Consider the following 15,714-nt stretch of genomic DNA (forward strand, 5'->3'; position numbering starts at 1 on the left):
CTGCCTCCGGCCCTGCGGATTCCGGTCGTCCCGGATCCTGAAGTCCATCGCACCCCTGAAGTGGGGTGTTGCGACGACCGCTAGAACTCAAGATGTGGTCCGGGCCTCAGCCGTCGGTGCTGGAGGACGCGCTCAGCCGGTCCGTTCGGACGAAGCCGCGGCGGCCGCGGTCTGGGCCGAACCCCCGCGGCCCGGCAGGTGATACACGTTGAACGCCTTGCGGATGACCGGCTGCGCGACATTGCGGACCGGCACGCCACCACTGGTCATGCCGTGTTCGGTGCCCGCGTGCGCATGGCCGTGGACGGCCAGGTCTGCGCCCGCCTCGTCGACCGCCTCCGCCAGGAGATAGCTGCCCAGGAACGGGAAAATTTCCAGGGGTTCGCCCGCCAAGGTGTCCGACACGGGTGAGAAGTGCATGAGCGCGACCCGGGCATCGCAGTCCTGCTCCGCCAGTTCGCGCAGCGAGGTCCGCAGTCCGTCGGCACAGCGGCGGGTGTAGCGGATGAACTCCTTCATCAGGGGCTCACCGAACTCGCTGCCGCTGCGGCCGATGAAGCCGCCCCCGAAGCCTTTGGTGCCCGCCACTCCCACGCGTTTGCCGTCGACCTCGACGACCGTGCCCTGCCCCTCGAGCACCTGGATGCCCGCATCGCGCAGGATGGCGGTGACCTCGTCGGGCCGCTCGTCGTGATGGTCGTGGTTGCCGAGCACCGCGACGACCGGCACCGGCAGGCCGGTGACCTCCCGGGCCACGACGCGGGCCTCCTCCGGCGTGCCGTGACGGGTGAGGTCCCCCGCGAGGAGCAGCAGGTCCGCGCAGTCGGGGAGGGTCTCGAAGGCGGGCCTGAGCGCACCTTGGCTGTCGAGGCCCATATGGATGTCCCCCACGGCTGCGACGCGGATCATGCGAGCTCCTCGGGGTGGTCGGGGGCCGATGACTCGGCCACCACGATGTCGAAGTGGACCGTCAGGCCGTCCAGTTCCTCGTTCACGGTGCGCCGCAGTTCGTCGCGGCAGTGCGTCGTGGGCACGGTCCCGGCGACCATCACGGACGGACCGCGGGTCTCGATACGAATGCCCAGTTCGCCCAGCTCCTCGGCGGCGAGCCGCTCCTTGAGGTGGGCGATGCGGTAGTCGGCGTGCGCCTGGTCGTTCATCGGTCTCCTCCTAGTGGTGCGCTTCCGCCCGGTGCCTCTCCTTGTGGTGCGATGACCTGGAGGCGCTCCAGGAGATACAGGAAGGCCGCCGGCATGGGCGCGTCCCCGCAATCTCGGCGGACTTCCTCCCAGTCGATCTTTTCCCGCAGTTGCCGCGCGATCGGCAGGACGGCACCGAAGTCGCAGTGGTGCTCGGAGAAGGCGGAGAGCAGGGCCCGCACCAGGTCCGTCGGCGCAAGGACCGGCATCTGCACCGAGTCCACCGGCAGCTCCGAGGCCCGTCCCAGGAGCTCGGCGGTCACCGGCTGGTGGGCCAGTTCGAAGATGAGGTCGATGTCCTGTCCCAGGCACTTGGCCTTGAGCAGCCAGTCCTCCGGCGGCGCGTACACCGTGAGGCCGGCATCGGTCAGGGTCGCCGCGACCGCGTCGGCGTCCTCCGGCTTGATGCAGAAGTCGGCGTCGTGCTGGAGGTTCCCGGTCCCGCCGTGCGCGTGTACGGCGACGCTGCCGGCCAGGGCGAAGTCGTGACCGCCCCTCTTGAGCACGGCGCCGACCTGCTTGGCCGCCTCGAGGATGGCCTGATTGAGGTCCGGCGGCAGTTCTTCGGCAGGGGAGTCGTGATGTGTTCTCACCCCGATGGTCTCTCCCGCCGCGGACGGTTCGGTGACCGGCCTCTGCCGGTCGTCGGTGAGGGGGCCTGGGGTGGCGTCTTCCGCGTTCCGCGTCACCTGCTGCTCCGTTTCCGGACACCGGCTGCTGCACTGATCGCGCAGGTCGGCAGTCTCCGACGATCTCCGATCCAGGCCCATCCGATACCCGGTCCGCCGATTTCTATCCGGCCGCCCGATCCGCCCGCTGCCGGCATCTCAGGGCCGCCGCCATGCATCGCTGCGGAGGTGGGAACCGGCTTGGGGGCCCATCCGTACCATGCCGCCGTCGGCGACCCAGGACGCGCCGGTCACGTACGAGGAGTCGGGCCCCGCGAGGAACGCGATGACGGCGGCGATCTCACGGGCGTCACCTGGGCGGCCGAGCGGGATGCCGGGGCGGTCCACGTCGTGTACGTCGGTGTCCTCCTGCCCGGTCATCGGGGTGGCGATCTCGCCGGGGGCGACGGAGTTGACGGTGATGCCGTGTTCCGCGAGTTCCAGGGCCATCACCTGGGTGAGCAGCCCGAGTCCGCCCTTGGCTGCGCAGTAGGGGGCCGCGCCCACGCGGGGCTGGTGCTCGTGCACCGAGGTCACGTTGATGATCCGGCCCGCATCGCCCTGCCGGATCATGCGGCGCGCGGCGAGCTGGCCGCACAGGAACGGGCCGACGAGGTCGACGTCGAGGACGCGTACGACGTCCTCGTGCCGCAGGTCGAGGAAAGGGGTGCGGGTGCCGGTGCCGGCGTTGTTGACCAGGACGTCGATCCGGCCGAGCCGCTCGGCGAGCTCGTCGACCACCTGCGCGGCATCCGGCAGCCGGGACAGGTCCATCTGGGCGACGACCGCGCGTCGGCCGTGCCCGCGTACCTCGTCGGCCGTCCTCTCGGCGCCTTCCTGATCGCTGTGCCAGGTGATCCCGACGTCCATCCCGGCCTCGGCGAGACGGACTGCCGTCGCCCGGCCGATGCCGGAGTCCGCGCCGGTGACGACGGCCGCTCTGGTGGTGGCAGCGGTGCGCTCGGTCATGCAACCTCCTCGTGTGCCGGGTCCCGGCCGGTCGACGGACCGTGGGGGCGTCGGCTCGGGCCGTCGGACGGATCACCGGGCACCCTGCGTCCAGGTTCGGTCATGCACGCTTCCGGGTCTCCTCGAGAACGCGGGGCAACCATCGCTCGGCGCCCCACATCGGTGGCCGTGGAGAGGTGAGGGTCCGGACGGCGTGGGAACTTGGATCACATGACTCCTCCCCACCAGTCGGACCCGGACCCGGACCCCCGCACCCCGGACCCGAATCCCGACCCCAGCAAGGCCACCGGTCTTGAACCCGGCGGAAGCGTGCCGCCGGGGGAGACCCCGCCCGCCGAGAGCAGCATGTCGGGAGCGGGGCCCGAGGAAACACACAATCCGTCCAAGGGCTGGTCCAAGGGCCCGCTGACCCTGATCATCGGCCTCGTCGTCCTGGTCGCGGCGTTCTTCCTCGTCTACGCGCTGGTTCTGTTGCTGTGACGCGGAACAGGGACCGGTGAACATGGGCGGGACCGGCGCCTCCCCGCCGGAGAGGCGCACGCCGGGGCCCGGCCCCCGAGCGGTGTACTGCGCCAAACGCCTCAATCCAGGGTCTGACGCCGCGTTTTGAGGGCACTCCTGGGTCATGCGCGAGAAGCGGCGGCTGAGGACGAGCCAGGTCGACGGGCCCGGGATCTCCCGCGTCCGTTCGGGACGTGGGTTTCGCTACAAGGACGCTTCGGGGCGCCCCGTCACCGACCCCGAGGAGAAGGAGCGCCTGCGGCGGCTCGTCATCCCGCCGGCCTGGCAGGACGTGTGGATCTGCCCCTGGCCCAACGGGCACCTGCAGGCCATCGGCACCGATGCCGCGGGCAGACGCCAGTACCTGTACCACCCGCAGTTCCGGGAGCGTCAGGAGACGGCGAAGCACGACCACGTGCTGGAGGTCGCCCGCGCGCTTCCCGAGGTGCGCGCGCACGTGACGGAGGACCTCGGCCGTCGCGGTCTCTGCCGCGAAAGGGTCCTCGCCTGCGCCGTGCGCCTGCTCGACCTCGGCTTCTTCCGCATCGGCAACGAGTCCTACCGGCGCGACAACGGCACGTACGGACTGACCACCCTGCTCAAGGAGCACGCCTCCTGCCGGAGCGGGGAGGTGTGCCTCACGTATCCGGCGAAGTACTCCAAGACGCAGACGCGCGCGCTCGTCGATCCGCCCGCCTGCAAGGTCCTGCGCGCCCTGCTGCGCCGAGACGGCGGGGGCCAACGGCTGTTCGCCTACTGGCAGGGCGGGACCTGGCACGAGCTGAACGCCCCCGAGCTCAACGACTACCTGCGCGACCGCGCGGGCAAGGACATCACCGCGAAGGACTTCCGCACCTGGCACGCGACCGTCCTGGCCGCGGTCGCCCTCGCCGTGTCCGCGCGGGTCGCCGACGAGTCCCGTACCGCACGCAAGAGCGCCGTCACCCGTGCCGTCCGCGAGGTCAGCGCGTACCTGGGCAACACGCCCGCGGTGTGCCGCGCCTCGTACATCAACCCGCGCGTCATCGAGCTCTTCGACGAAGGCCGCACGATCGCCGGTGCGTTGGAGCAGTTGGGTGACGGCGCCGAGTTCGGCCACCCCGCGACCCAGGGAGCCATCGAGGAGGCGGTCCTGCGCCTGCTGAAATGACGTGGTGTCGTGCTGGGGCGCGTCAGGAGTCGGGGTGCGCGGCGTCCTTGAGTTTCCAGCCGTGGCCGGTGCAGCCCGCCGGCGGTGGCGGGAAGCGGTGGCCGTGTACGTCGGTGCTGTAGCCGTGATGCTGCTGGCAGTCGCACTCGTAGATCCCCGAAGCGGGGACGATCTCACCGGGGTTGTAGACCTGCTTCTCGCTGTCGCTCATAGGTCCGGTGTAAGGCAGCGCCCGCCCTCCTCGCGACCCGGCTACGCCGGATGGGGCCCTCGCTGATGACAGAGCGTCACCGTGCCGTGTGTCGTGCGCGCGTGTGAACGGCGATCACTGGGGCACCCAGCCCGGGCGCACAGGGAACAGTCACCGCCGGGACAGGCCGGCAACGACGAACCACACGCCACGACGGAGGAGAACCATCGCCATGAGTCCGCGTACCGAGTCCCGCCGAGTCAGTCCCGGGCTCCCGGCTCCCCGCGGCGAACTGTCCGACGACGTGCTCGCCGCACTCCAGCGCCACGAGCCCGTCTGCCTTCCGCCGGACCGGGCGCGGCACGCCGACCCCTACGGGGATGATCTCCAGCTCGCGCTCTACGTCCTCTACGAACTGCACTACCAGGGGTTCAGGGGCGTCGGCGACGACCGGGAGTGGGACCCCGGCCTGCTGACCCTGCGACAGGTGCTCGAACAGCGGTTCCTCGCCGCGCTGCATGCGGACGTGCCGCGGCACCACGATCCGGAAGAGGCACTGGACGCCCTGCAGCGGGAGCCGTCGGGCCACGACCTTTCGAGCGTCAGTCACTACCTGCGACGTGACGGCGAGCTGTGGCAGCTCAAGGAGTACGCGGCGCTGCGCTCGCTGTACCACCTCAAGGAGGCCGACCCGCACGCCTGGGTGATCCCCAGACTGCACGGCAGGGCCAAGGCCGCGATGGTGGCCATCGAGTACGACGAGTTCGGGGCCGGGCGCGCCGAGGACATCCACGCGCGGCTCTTCGCCGACCTCATGGAGGACCTCGCGCTGGAGACGGCCTACGGCCACTACCTCGACGAGGCTCCCTCGGAGGCGCTCGCCACGGTCAACCTGATGTCGCTGTTCGGGCTGCACCGAGCTCATCGCGGCGCGCTGGTCGGGCACTTCGCCGCGGTCGAGGTGACATCGCCGCCCGGTTCGCGCCGGTTGGCCGCCGCGCTGCGCCGGACCGGTGCGGGACCCGCGGCCCTGCGGTTCTACGACGAGCACGTGGAAGCCGACGCGGTGCACGAGCAGGTGGTGCGCCGCGAGGTCGTCGGCGGCCTCCTGGCCGCCGAACCCGCCCTCGCGTCCGACGTTGCCTTCGGCCTGCACGCGACGGGCTTCCTCGAGGACCGCCTCGCCGGTCGCCTCCTGGACGCCTGGCGTCGGGGGGCCAGCGTGCTGCGCCCTTCGGCGGCCTACACGGTGGGCATCCCCGCGATGCGCACCGCACCGGCAGAGCACGCCCGCCGGGCAAGGGGGTAAAACGCGCGGGGGCCCGACCGGCGGATCGCGGGTCAGGCCCCCGGCCCTGAGAGGGCTCAGCGCTTGAGCATGAAGGCGAAGTCGCCGGAGAGCTTGCCACTCAGCCGGACGGCCGAGACGACCTTCCCCTCGTCGATCAGTCTGCCGACCTCGGCCCGCGAAAGCCCGCAGCCTTCAGAGATCAGCCGCACCGGCCGCACGGGTATCCGCGCCGCGAAGCGGACCGAGACGTCGACCACCTCGCGGTCCAGATCATCCGCACCGCCGGTGTCGAGGCGCCAGGCGTCGTCCCAGTCGAGGGCGATGCGATTGCGGCGCCGCACGACCGGGTCCTGGAGCAGCTCGGCCGCCAGGCCACGGTCGTTGGCGTGCATCCGGTCAAGGAGCTCAGGCCGTACGGAGCGCACCCGCACCCGCTCCAGGACCGTGAGCTTCGCCGTGACCCCGCAGGTGGCGCAGAGCACGAGGAGCCAGGCGTCGAGGACCTTGTGGTGCGCGTTGACGCGAAATTTTCCGTCGGTCCGGAAGCGATCGGACGCGCACACGTGACAGCGGCGCAGAACGGTCGGCAGGCAGGTGGGCATGACCACCCAGTTGTTGAGCACAGAAGTACACCGGTTTCAGTGAGAAGTCCGCAGCAAAAAGGAGCGCGGCGCACAGGTGCGACGCGCGACGATTCAGCGCTCGGGAGGACTCACACGGTGTACAACGGCACGTCCTGTCCTGGACGACTCGGTTCGCCAGCACCGTAAGCGCGCACAGCGGCGCCGTACCACTGCTTTTTGTGGCGCCTTGCGGAGGCCGCCCCCTGGCCGCTGCGGCACCTGATCGGTCTATCAGCCCGTGCCGTCGAGCACCGGGCGTTCAAGAGTGGTCGCATGACCGAGCGCTCACGACGCACCCAGGCCGCCGCCCCCCGCCGGTCGGCGCAGCGCGCCGACGAGCACGGTGTCCCGGACCTGCGGGAACTGGTCGGCGAGGCATGCCGGACGCTGACCGAACTCATCGGTCACCGCGCTGAAGGTGTGTCGGCCGTCTGCCCGACCGAGAGCGATGGCTGGCGGGTCAGCGTGGATGTGCTGGAGGTGGCTCGCATTCCCGACACCACCAGTCTCCTGGCCACCTACGAGGTGGATCTGGACGCGCGCGGACGCCTGACGCAGTACCGCAGAGTCCGCCGCTACCGACGCGGCTGGGCGGACAGCTGAGGCGCACCTTCTGCGCCGTCGAGAGGAGCAGGCCCTTTCATGACCACCACCTACAGCGAGGACGTCGTCCCGTGCGCGCCCCGTGCGGGCACGCTCTACGACGTCCTGGAACTCATACTCGACCGCGGCATGGTCATCGACGTCTTCGTGCGGGTCTCGCTGGTCGGCATCGAGATCCTGAAGATCGACGCGAGGATCGTCATCGCGTCCGTCGACACCTACCTCCGCTTCGCCGAGGCATGCAATCGCCTCGACCTCGAACACGATTCCCGCAGCAAGACCGTCCCGGAGCTCTTCGGCGGCGGCGCGGCCACGGCCGTGGGCAAGGCCGGTGCCAGGAAGGCCGCCCGGTCCGTCGGCGACAAGGTCAAGGACACCCTGGGCCTGGACTCGGGCTCCGACGACGACGATGACGACGAAGAGGAGCGCGAGGCGAGCCGCCCGCGCCGCGGCGCACCCTCGCGCTCGTCCTCCCGTTCCCGCTCCACATCCCGCGGCAGTCAGCGCCCCCGCGCACGGCGCCGTGACGAAGACGAAGAGGACTGACCGTGCCGACACCCCCCGGCCCGCCCGGCCTGTACGTGTACGCCATCACCGCTCCCGAGCACGCCGCACACGCACGCGGCTGCCGTGCCGTCGGCGACGAGAACGCCGTCGTGTCGGTGCTTGGCCGGGACGGCCTCGCCGCCGTGGCGAGCCCGGTGGCGGGACGTCCGCGCGCGCGACGACGTGACCTCAGCGCCCATCAGGACGTGCTCGCCGAACTCGCCCGGCAGGGCCCCGTCCTGCCCATGCGCTTCGGAGTGATCGCCCCCGACGAGGAGACCGTCCTCGCCGGCCTCGACTCCGCCCGTGAGGCCCATCTCGCCGCGTTGGCACGGCTGGAGGGCAAGGCCGAGTGGAACCTCAAGGGCGTGTCCGTGCCCGAGGCGCTGCCCGACGTGCTGCGCGAGGACGCCGGCCTGCGGGCGCTGCGCGAGACGACACGGCGACGTCCCGGGTACGAGGCGAACGTGCGCCTGGGCGAAGCCGTCGCCGGAGCGCTGCAACGCCGGGCGGAGCAGGCTGCCGCCGACGTGCTGGCCGAGCTGCGCCCGCTGGCGGCGGAGACGCGTGAGGGCCGCGAGAACGCCGGAGGGGCCATGAACGTCTCCTTCCTGGTGCCGCGGAGCGCCGAGACCGCCTTCCGCAAGGCCGTTGATCTGCTCGCCACCCGCTGCCGGGGGCGGATCACGCTGACTCTCACGGGACCGTTGCCCTGTTACAGCTTCGTGAGCGCCGAAGCCGTACCCGCGGGCGCGTGACATGGGACTGATCAGCGGCATCCTGCTGCTCCCGCTGGCACCGATCCGCGGTGTGGGCTGGGTCGCGGACCGGCTGATCGAGGCGGCGGAAACCGAGCTGTACTCACCGGACGCGGTCAGAGCCCGGCTCGCCGCCCTCAACGAAGCCCTGGACCAGGGCGACATCGATCTCGACCAGTTCGAACGCGAAGAAGAGCACCTGCTCGACCTGTTGGAACGTCGTCCTTACCGCCCGGCCTCCTGACGTTGTGCGCGGCGGCGTCGGCCTCGACTCACGGGAAGTTCCTGATGAATGAATGCAACCGAATCGCTCTTGGCGCAGCAGTAGCCGGGGGATACCTCCTGGGCCGCACGAAGAAGGCCAAACTCGCTTTCGCCGTGGGCTCCTATCTCGCGGGTCGCAAGTTCGGCCTCTCGCCGCAGGAACTGCTCCGTCAGGGCGCCCAACGTTTGCGCGAGACACCGCAGTTCGCCGATCTCAGCGAACAGGTGCGGGGTGAGTTGCTGGACGCGGGGAGGGCTGCGATGTCCGCCGCGGCCGGCCGTCAGATGTCGTCTTTCACGGACCGACTGGCCGAGCGCACCCAGTCCCTGAGGTCGTCGCGGGAGCGGGACGCGGACGACGACGAGCAGCGTGACGAGCAGGATGAGGACTGGGACGACCAGGACGCGCGGTACGACGACGAGGACGACGACACAGAGGGCGAAGACGAGAACCAGGACGACTACGCGGAAGGTGACGAGGAGGAAGGTGCAGACGAGGAAGGTGACGACGAGCCGTCGGCCCCTTCCCGGAGCCGGACCTCGCGTCGGCACCGCGGCGCCGCAGGCCGTGAGGACCACGACCGCCGACGCCCGAGCCGCGACGCGGAACACCGTTCGACGCCGCGCCGGAGGGCGGGCCGGGAACGGTCCGCCCCCAGGTCGGGAGCGAAGAAGCCCCAGGGCAAGAAGTCCGCGATAGCGCGTACCGAACGCGAAGGGTCCAGGGGCGGTAAGGACGGTTCGGAACCGGCTGCGGCGAAGAAGGCCTCGCCCCGCAAGAAGTCCGCGGCGAAGAAGGCCCCGGCGAAGAAGGCTCCACCCGCCAAGAAGGCGCCCCCCGCCAGGAAGTCCGCCGCGAAGAAGAGCGCCCCCGCGAAGAAGACCACCCCTGCGAAGAAGACCGCCACTCAGAAGTCGACCTCCGCCAAGAAGACAGCGGCGAAGAAGACGGCGAAGTCCACTCCCGCGAAGAAGACAGCAGCAAAGAAGTCGACGGCGAAGAAGACACCAGCGAAAAAGACAACGGCAAAGAAGACAACGGCAAAGAAGACAACGGCAAAGAAGTCCGCAGCGAAGAAGACGGCAGCGAAGAAGACCGGTGCCGCCAAGAGGTCGAGCGGCAGAGCGACGACGTCGCGTTCGAGGCAGAGGAGCTGACCGGCCATGGCCGAACGGAAGAAGAGCGCCGGCAGCGGCGAGGAGTCGGGCATGGACCGGCTGCGTGATGGGCTCACCGATTTTCTCGACGCCCAGGCACAGAACCTGACCGACAAGTTGGGTGACGCGCTGGGTGGTCTCACCGACAAGCTGCAGGACGTGGCGGACAACGGCGGGTCTCTGCCCAAGATGGGCGCCAGGATGCTGCAGGGTGACTCGCCCGCGAAAGCCGTCGTGGCGGAGAAGGCCAAGGACATCAAGGACAGCGTCGTCGGCAAGGCGAAGGACCTGTTCTCCTCCGGAGGCGGCGGGGGAGGAGCAGGCGATACCAAGGTCACCAACATCGTCGAGGTGATCGACGTGGGTGTCCCGCTGCGGACGGTCTACGACCAGTGGACCCAGTACGAGGAGTTCAGCGGCTTCACCAAAGGTGTCCGCAGCGTCTCGATGTCCGACGACGACGTGAGTTCGGACTGGAAGGTGAAGGTCGGCCCGTCCAGCAGGAGTTGGAAGGCGACGGTCCAGGAACAGGTGCCCGACGACCGGATCGTCTGGTCCTCGGAGGGGAGCAAGGGCAGCACCCGTGGAGCCGTCAGTTTCCACGAACTCGCCCCGACGCTCACCCGCATCGTCGTGATCGTCGAGTACTACCCCGCCGGCTTCTTCGAGAAGACCGGCAACCTGTGGCGTGCTCAGGGCCGCCGCCTGCGGCTCGACCTCAAGCACTTCGCCCGCTACGTGACGCTCAACGCGGACGAGGAGGTGGAGGGCTGGCGCGGCGAGATCCGGGACGGCGAGGTCGTCCGCACCCACGAGGAGGGCCTGGAGGACGACGACTACGACGACGAGGGCCAGGACAGCGACGCCGAGTCCGAGTACGACGACGAGGACCAGGACGCCGAGGACCGAGACGCCGAGGACGAGGACTACGACGAGGACGCGGAGGATGACGAGCCGGAGGAGCGGGACGAGGACGACGAGGACGCGGAGGATGAGGATGAGGAGGACGAGGAAGACGAGGACACCCGACGACCCCGCGCCCGATCCGCCCGAAGGCGGTGACCGGCGCGATGGACGACCTCGACACCTGGCGCTCGTCACCGTCACCTCAAGGGTCGGACCTGGGCCGTTCCGCTGACGGGAGCCTCGCCGACATCCTCGAACGGGTGCTGGACAAGGGCATCGTCATCGCCGGCGACATCAAGATCGACCTGCTCGACATCGAGTTGCTCACCATCCGGCTCAGGCTGTTCATCGCCTCCGTGGACACCGCGCGCAAGGCCGGCATCGACTGGTGGGAGACCGACCCGGCCCTGTCGTCGAGCGCCGCCCGTGACGACCTCCGCGAGGAGAACCGGCGGTTGCGCGCCCAGTTGGAAGAGCTCGCTCCCGCCGATGACGGAGCACCACGGCGACCGGAACGGATGAAGGAGAAGCCCCACTGATGGCAACAGCGCCCGCCCCCGCGCACGCCGTGTGTGTGTTCGCCGTCCGACGAGGCCGAGGACCGGACCTGCCCCCGGACCTGATGGGCCACGAAGGCGGCGGCCCCCTGCGCCTGGTCCCGGCCGGCGCTCTGTGGGCCGTGGTCCAGGACGTTCCGGTCGACGACTACTCCGAAAAGGCACTGCGCGCGCGGCTTTCCGAACCCGCGACGCTGGAGCGCTGCGTGCGGGACCACCACGCGGTGGTGACCGCATGCGCCGCGCGGGGCGGGGCGATCCCGCTCCCGTTGGCCACGCTGTACCACTCCGAGGAACGGTGCCGGGCCGCCCTGGTGGCGGATGTGCCGCGCTTCGAGCGGACCCTGGAACGGATCACGGGCCGCAACGAGTGGGCGGTGAAGGTCAATCTGCTCGCCGGCCGCAAGCCCGCACCGCAGACCCCGCAGGAATCCCCGGCGCGCGACGAGGCGCCCGCCCCCAGCGGACGCGCCTATCTGGCCCGGTTGCGTGAGCGAGGCCAGGAACGCGACGACCGCCGTCAACGCGCGCTGGACGCGGCCGAGTTGCTCGACCGTGCCGTCCTCTCGATCGCGGACGCGACAGTGCGCCGCCGACCGCACGGCGCCGAGATCGTCGGCCGTGACCGTACGCAGATCTTGAACGCCGCCTATCTGGTCCCCGAGCAGAGTGGACCGGAGTTCAACGCGCTGCTCGACCGGCTGCGGGCCGCGCCCGAGTTCGAGGGCTGCGAGGTGGAGGTCACCGGCCCGTGGGTGCCCTACTCATTCGTGGACGCGGCCTCCCTCACCGAAACGGACGGCCGACCGCAGCACGAAGCACACAGCGGATCACACGCCGGGAGTCGCACATGAGCCCGCACACGGCCACCCAACCGGTCGCCTGGCAGGGCCCCGAAAGCGGCGCGCCCATCGGGGTCCCACTCGTCGACCTCCTCGACCGGGTGCTGGCCACCGGCGTCGTCGTCAGCGGCGACCTCGTCATCGCCATCGCGGAGGTACCCCTCGTACGGATCTCGCTGCACGCGCTCCTTGCGTCCGTGAGCGAGCGGGTCCCCGCGCCGTGGGCCGACGGAGGGCCGCTGTGAGCGCGACTGCCCGCGTGGACCTCGACCCCGACGACGTCGGCCGCGACCTGGCCTCCCTCGTCCTGACCGTCGTCGAACTGCTCCGCCAGCTCATGGAGCGCCAAGCCGTGCGCCGCTTCGACGCGGGTGATCTCACCGACGAACAAGAGGAACGAGTCGGGACCGCGCTCATGCTCCTCGACGAACGCATGACCGACCTCTGCGAGCGGCACGGACTGCGTCGCGAAGACCTCAATCTCGACCTGGGCCCGCTCGGCTCCCTGCTGCCGCATGACTGACGCCATGCCCGGTGGCGGCCGTCACGCGCGAAAGGAGGACCAAAGTCATGCATTACTCGGGCGTTCCCAGGTACCCGAGGTGATCACAGACGAAGGGCTTCCTGTGGCGGGACAGACGACAGTGTGTCCAGCCTGGTACAGGGGCCCACGGTAAAGAGCAGCACGCCACCGACCTGAGGAGGCGCGTAAAAATGCGCGCATTGACATGGCACGGCAAGCGCGACGTACGCGTCGAGGAGGTCCCCGACCCCCGCATCGAGAAGCCCGACGACATCATCGTCCAGGTGACCTCGACGGGGATCTGCGGTTCGGACCTCCATCTCTATGAGGTCCTCGGACCGTTCCTCGACCCGGGTGACATCCTCGGGCACGAGACCATGGGTGTGGTCGCCGAGACCGGGCCCGACGTCACCGGCGTATCGGTCGGGGACCGCGTGGTGATCCCCTTCAACGTCTCCTGCGGCACCTGCTGGATGTGTGACCGGGGACTGCACTCGCAGTGCGAGACGACCCAGGTCACGTCCATGGGGAGCGGCGCCTCCCTCTTCGGCTATACCAAGCTCTACGGCCAAGTCCCCGGCGGGCAGGCCGAGTTGCTGCGGGTGCCGTTCGGCAACCAGCTGCCCATCAAGGTGCCCGACGGGCCGCCCGACGACCGGTTCGTCTATCTCTCCGACGTGCTGCCCACCGCGTGGCAGGCGGTCGAGTACGCCGACATCCCCGCCGGCGGCAGCGTCACCGTCCTCGGTCTCGGGCCCATCGGCGACATGGCCGCCCGGATCGCACGCCTGCGTGGCGCGGAGCTCGTCATCGGGGTCGACCTGGTCGACGCGCGCCTCGAACGGGCCCGGCGCCGTGGTGTGACCGTCCTGGACCTGCGTGAGCACGAGAAGGACCTGGGCGACGCCGTCCGCGACCTGACCCAGGGCCGGGGCACGGACGCCGTCATCGACGCGGTCGGCCTCGAAGCGCACGGCGCGCCCGTCGGGCAGGCCGCGCAGTGGGCCACCGGCCTCCTGCCCGACAAGCTGGCCCGCCCGATGATGCAGAAGGCGGGCATCGACCGCATGAGCGCACTGTTCGCGGGGATCGACATCGTCCGCCGCGGTGGCACGCTCTCCATCAGCGGTGTCTACGGCGGTGCGGCGAGCCCCATGCCGCTCCTGAAGATGTTCGACAAGCAGATGCAGGTGCGTATGGGGCAGGCCAACGTATGGCGTTGGATCGACGACATCCGCCCCCATCTCACCGACGACGACCCGCTGGGCGTCGACGGTTTCGCCACGCATCACCTGCCGCTGCAGGACGCGCCGACGGCGTACGCGACCTTCCAGGCGAAGGAAGACGGCATGGTCAAGACGCTTCTGAAGCCGTGACCCGCCCTGCCGGCCCCGGCCCTGTTCAGCCGGGGCCGCGCACCCTAGGAGTACGCGATGACGCGCTATGGATACTTCCTGGCGAGCGAGGAGTTCTCGCCGGCGGACATGCTCGAACAGGCCAGGGCCGCCGAACAGGCAGGCTTCGACTGCCTGGCCATCTCCGACCACTTCCACCCGTGGACCGGGGAACAGGGCAACAGCCCGTTCGTCTGGACGATGATCGGCGCTCTCGCCCAGGTGACCTCACTGCCCGTCACCACGTTCGTGACCTGCCCCACCGTCCGGATGCACCCGGCGCTGAACGCGCAGGCCGCCGCCACGGCCGGCGTGATCACCGACAATCGCTTCCGGTTCGGCGTGGGCAGCGGGGAGGCGCTCAACGAGCACATCCTCGGCGACGTGTGGCCGGCCGTGGACGTACGCCTGGAGATGCTCGAAGAAGCGGTGCACGTCATCCGTGACCTGCTGACCGGCGAGCAGGTCACCCACCGGGGCCGCCACTACACCGTGGAGAACGCCCGCCTCTACACGACCCCGAGCGAACCCGTCCCGATCTACGTCTCCGGGTTCGGCCCCAAGGCCGCGGCACTGGCCGGGCGCATCGGGGACGGGTTCGTCACGATGACACCGGACGAGGAACTGATCAGTCAGTTCCGCAGCGCGGGCGGCGGGCAGAAACCGGTCCTCGGAGGGCTCAAGGTCTGCTGGGGCACTGACCGGGCACAGGCCGTCAAGACGGTGCACCGCAAGTGGCCCACCCAGTTCCTCCCGGGGGAGCTCGGCCAAGTACTCCCCGACCCGGCCCACTTCGAGCAGGCCTCGACCCTCGTCACGGAGGAAACCGTCGCCGACCAGGTGGTCTGCGGCGACGACGCGGACGAGCACGCGTCGGCCGTCTCCGCGTACACCGAGGCCGGCTTCGACGAGGTGTACGTAGGCCAGATCGGCCCCGAGCAGCAGGGCTTCTTCGCCTTCTACCGCGCCGAGGTACTGCCTCGACTGCGCGGGGCCTGAGGCCAGAACGCCTTGAGGCGGCCGTGACGGGCATCAGCACTTGTCGTCGACGAGTTCGGCGAAGTCCTCGGTGCTCATGGCCCGGTCGTCGGCCCAGACCTGGCCCGGCCGGAGGGAGGCGAGGTCGTCGGCGGTGAAGTAGACGTGTGCCTGATAGCTACCGGATCCCTTGAAGCTCAGGGAGTAGGTCCGGCCGGACATCAGTTCCTGTGTGCCGTGGGGTCGCGCGTGCCATGCGGGCGGCGGGGAGAAGAGAGGGAAGACGCCACTTCCGTGGGTCTTCACTGCCCCTGCCCCCCACCCGCTGTCTTTCCCGTCGTTCGTGGCTTCGCCCTTCTCGGGGGTCCAGCTCACCAGATGAGCCTCAGAGAGGGTCTCGCCCTCCTCGCACGGGCGGAGGTCGACCACGGGCTGCCCGTCGTTGCCGTTGCGTACCGCTATGAGCGGCAGGTCAGCGGGGCTGCACCCACTCACCATGATGAGACCCAGCGTCAGGCACGCCGCCCCGCACATACGTCTCATGCAAACTCCCCCTAGGATGCACGCAAGGACTGCTCAGGCGCCGTGGCCGGG

Annotated in this window: 22 protein-coding genes; 15 read left to right on the forward strand and 7 right to left on the reverse strand. The window is 70.0% G+C overall.

The window, feature by feature from the left end:
- Positions 1 to 132: 132 nt before the first annotated feature.
- The 4 genes from AB0M70_RS41825 to AB0M70_RS41840 form a co-directional block, all read right to left on the reverse strand.
- Positions 133 to 909: a metallophosphoesterase gene (locus AB0M70_RS41825; RefSeq protein WP_365829064.1), complete on the reverse strand. Its 777-nt coding sequence runs from the start codon at positions 907 to 909 to the stop codon at positions 133 to 135.
- Positions 906 to 1,160, reverse strand: coding sequence for a hypothetical protein (locus AB0M70_RS41830; RefSeq protein WP_365829066.1), 255 nt, complete (start codon positions 1,158 to 1,160; stop codon positions 906 to 908). Before AB0M70_RS41830 ends, AB0M70_RS41825 begins: the two co-directional genes overlap by 4 nt.
- Positions 1,157 to 1,888 (reverse strand): hypothetical protein, encoded by a 732-nt coding sequence (locus AB0M70_RS41835; RefSeq protein WP_365829068.1) that lies wholly within the window; start codon positions 1,886 to 1,888, stop codon positions 1,157 to 1,159. The genes AB0M70_RS41830 and AB0M70_RS41835 overlap by 4 nt, the downstream gene beginning before the upstream one ends.
- 138 nt (positions 1,889 to 2,026) lie before the next feature.
- A complete protein-coding gene (locus tag AB0M70_RS41840) occupies positions 2,027 to 2,836 on the reverse strand; it encodes an SDR family oxidoreductase (protein WP_365829070.1) in 810 nt (269 codons plus the stop codon).
- Positions 2,837 to 3,046: 210 nt separating this feature from the next.
- Between AB0M70_RS41840 and AB0M70_RS41845 the strand changes: the two genes are divergently transcribed.
- Together AB0M70_RS41845 and AB0M70_RS41850 are read left to right on the forward strand one after the other, a co-directional pair.
- Complete coding sequence (locus AB0M70_RS41845) at positions 3,047 to 3,316, forward strand: DUF6480 family protein (RefSeq protein ID WP_365829072.1); 270 nt, start codon at positions 3,047 to 3,049, stop codon at positions 3,314 to 3,316.
- Between the two features lie 145 nt (positions 3,317 to 3,461).
- Positions 3,462 to 4,487, forward strand: coding sequence for a DNA topoisomerase IB (locus AB0M70_RS41850; protein WP_365829074.1), 1,026 nt, complete (start codon positions 3,462 to 3,464; stop codon positions 4,485 to 4,487).
- Positions 4,488 to 4,509: 22 nt separating this feature from the next.
- On the opposite strand, the gene AB0M70_RS41855 is transcribed toward AB0M70_RS41850, so the two are convergent.
- On the reverse strand, positions 4,510 to 4,698 hold the full coding sequence (locus AB0M70_RS41855; RefSeq protein WP_365829076.1) for a hypothetical protein: 189 nt from the start codon (positions 4,696 to 4,698) through the stop codon (positions 4,510 to 4,512).
- Positions 4,699 to 4,909: 211 nt separating this feature from the next.
- Between AB0M70_RS41855 and AB0M70_RS41860 the strand changes: the two genes are divergently transcribed.
- Positions 4,910 to 5,986, forward strand: a complete 1,077-nt coding sequence (locus AB0M70_RS41860; RefSeq protein ID WP_365829078.1) for an iron-containing redox enzyme family protein — start codon at positions 4,910 to 4,912, stop codon at positions 5,984 to 5,986.
- 56 nt (positions 5,987 to 6,042) lie between these two features.
- On the opposite strand, the gene AB0M70_RS41865 is transcribed toward AB0M70_RS41860, so the two are convergent.
- On the reverse strand, positions 6,043 to 6,591 hold the full coding sequence (locus tag AB0M70_RS41865) for a DUF1062 domain-containing protein (protein WP_365829080.1): 549 nt from the start codon (positions 6,589 to 6,591) through the stop codon (positions 6,043 to 6,045).
- A 273-nt stretch (positions 6,592 to 6,864) separates the two neighbouring features.
- On the opposite strand from AB0M70_RS41865, the gene gvpO reads away from it, so the two are divergent.
- The 12 genes from gvpO to AB0M70_RS41925 all read left to right on the forward strand — a co-directional run bounded on the left by gvpO (position 6,865) and on the right by AB0M70_RS41925 (position 15,141).
- On the forward strand, positions 6,865 to 7,194 hold the full coding sequence (gene gvpO / locus AB0M70_RS41870) for a gas vesicle protein GvpO (protein ID WP_365829082.1): 330 nt from the start codon (positions 6,865 to 6,867) through the stop codon (positions 7,192 to 7,194).
- 39 nt (positions 7,195 to 7,233) lie between these two features.
- Positions 7,234 to 7,740, forward strand: coding sequence for a gas vesicle protein GvpJ (gvpJ, locus tag AB0M70_RS41875; RefSeq protein ID WP_365829085.1), 507 nt, complete (start codon positions 7,234 to 7,236; stop codon positions 7,738 to 7,740).
- Between the two features lie 2 nt (positions 7,741 to 7,742).
- A complete protein-coding gene (locus tag AB0M70_RS41880) occupies positions 7,743 to 8,498 on the forward strand; it encodes a GvpL/GvpF family gas vesicle protein (RefSeq protein WP_365829087.1) in 756 nt (251 codons plus the stop codon).
- A 1-nt stretch (position 8,499) separates the two neighbouring features.
- A complete protein-coding gene (locus AB0M70_RS41885) occupies positions 8,500 to 8,742 on the forward strand; it encodes a gas vesicle protein GvpG (RefSeq protein ID WP_365829089.1) in 243 nt (80 codons plus the stop codon).
- A gap of 44 nt (positions 8,743 to 8,786) precedes the next feature.
- Entirely contained in the window at positions 8,787 to 9,920 is a 1,134-nt protein-coding gene (locus AB0M70_RS41890) for a histone protein (RefSeq protein WP_365829091.1), read from the forward strand.
- A 6-nt stretch (positions 9,921 to 9,926) separates the two neighbouring features.
- Positions 9,927 to 10,982 (forward strand): SRPBCC family protein, encoded by a 1,056-nt coding sequence (locus AB0M70_RS41895; protein WP_365829093.1) that lies wholly within the window; start codon positions 9,927 to 9,929, stop codon positions 10,980 to 10,982.
- A gap of 8 nt (positions 10,983 to 10,990) precedes the next feature.
- Positions 10,991 to 11,365 carry a gas vesicle protein gene (locus AB0M70_RS41900; protein ID WP_365829095.1) on the forward strand — a complete coding sequence of 125 codons (375 nt, stop codon included), beginning with the start codon at positions 10,991 to 10,993 and terminating at the stop codon, positions 11,363 to 11,365.
- The gene (locus AB0M70_RS41905; protein WP_365829097.1) at positions 11,365 to 12,237 is read left to right on the forward strand and encodes a GvpL/GvpF family gas vesicle protein; all 873 of its coding nucleotides are present in this window, start codon (positions 11,365 to 11,367) and stop codon (positions 12,235 to 12,237) included. The genes AB0M70_RS41900 and AB0M70_RS41905 overlap by 1 nt, the downstream gene beginning before the upstream one ends.
- On the forward strand, positions 12,234 to 12,470 hold the full coding sequence (locus tag AB0M70_RS41910; protein WP_365829099.1) for a gas vesicle protein: 237 nt from the start codon (positions 12,234 to 12,236) through the stop codon (positions 12,468 to 12,470). Before AB0M70_RS41905 ends, AB0M70_RS41910 begins: the two co-directional genes overlap by 4 nt.
- Complete coding sequence (locus AB0M70_RS41915; protein WP_365829101.1) at positions 12,467 to 12,748, forward strand: gas vesicle protein K; 282 nt, start codon at positions 12,467 to 12,469, stop codon at positions 12,746 to 12,748. The genes AB0M70_RS41910 and AB0M70_RS41915 overlap by 4 nt, the downstream gene beginning before the upstream one ends.
- A 191-nt stretch (positions 12,749 to 12,939) precedes the next feature.
- Positions 12,940 to 14,124, forward strand: coding sequence for an alcohol dehydrogenase catalytic domain-containing protein (locus AB0M70_RS41920; RefSeq protein ID WP_365829103.1), 1,185 nt, complete (start codon positions 12,940 to 12,942; stop codon positions 14,122 to 14,124).
- A gap of 57 nt (positions 14,125 to 14,181) precedes the next feature.
- On the forward strand, positions 14,182 to 15,141 hold the full coding sequence (locus AB0M70_RS41925) for a TIGR03557 family F420-dependent LLM class oxidoreductase (RefSeq protein ID WP_365829105.1): 960 nt from the start codon (positions 14,182 to 14,184) through the stop codon (positions 15,139 to 15,141).
- A 33-nt stretch (positions 15,142 to 15,174) separates the two neighbouring features.
- Here AB0M70_RS41925 and AB0M70_RS41930 read toward each other — a convergent pair whose 3' ends face one another.
- On the reverse strand, positions 15,175 to 15,663 hold the full coding sequence (locus tag AB0M70_RS41930) for a hypothetical protein (protein ID WP_365829107.1): 489 nt from the start codon (positions 15,661 to 15,663) through the stop codon (positions 15,175 to 15,177).
- Positions 15,664 to 15,714 lie beyond the last annotated feature (51 nt).

Source organism: Streptomyces sp. NPDC051214 (genome assembly GCF_040682375.1).
Lineage (GTDB): Bacteria > Actinomycetota > Actinomycetes > Streptomycetales > Streptomycetaceae > Streptomyces.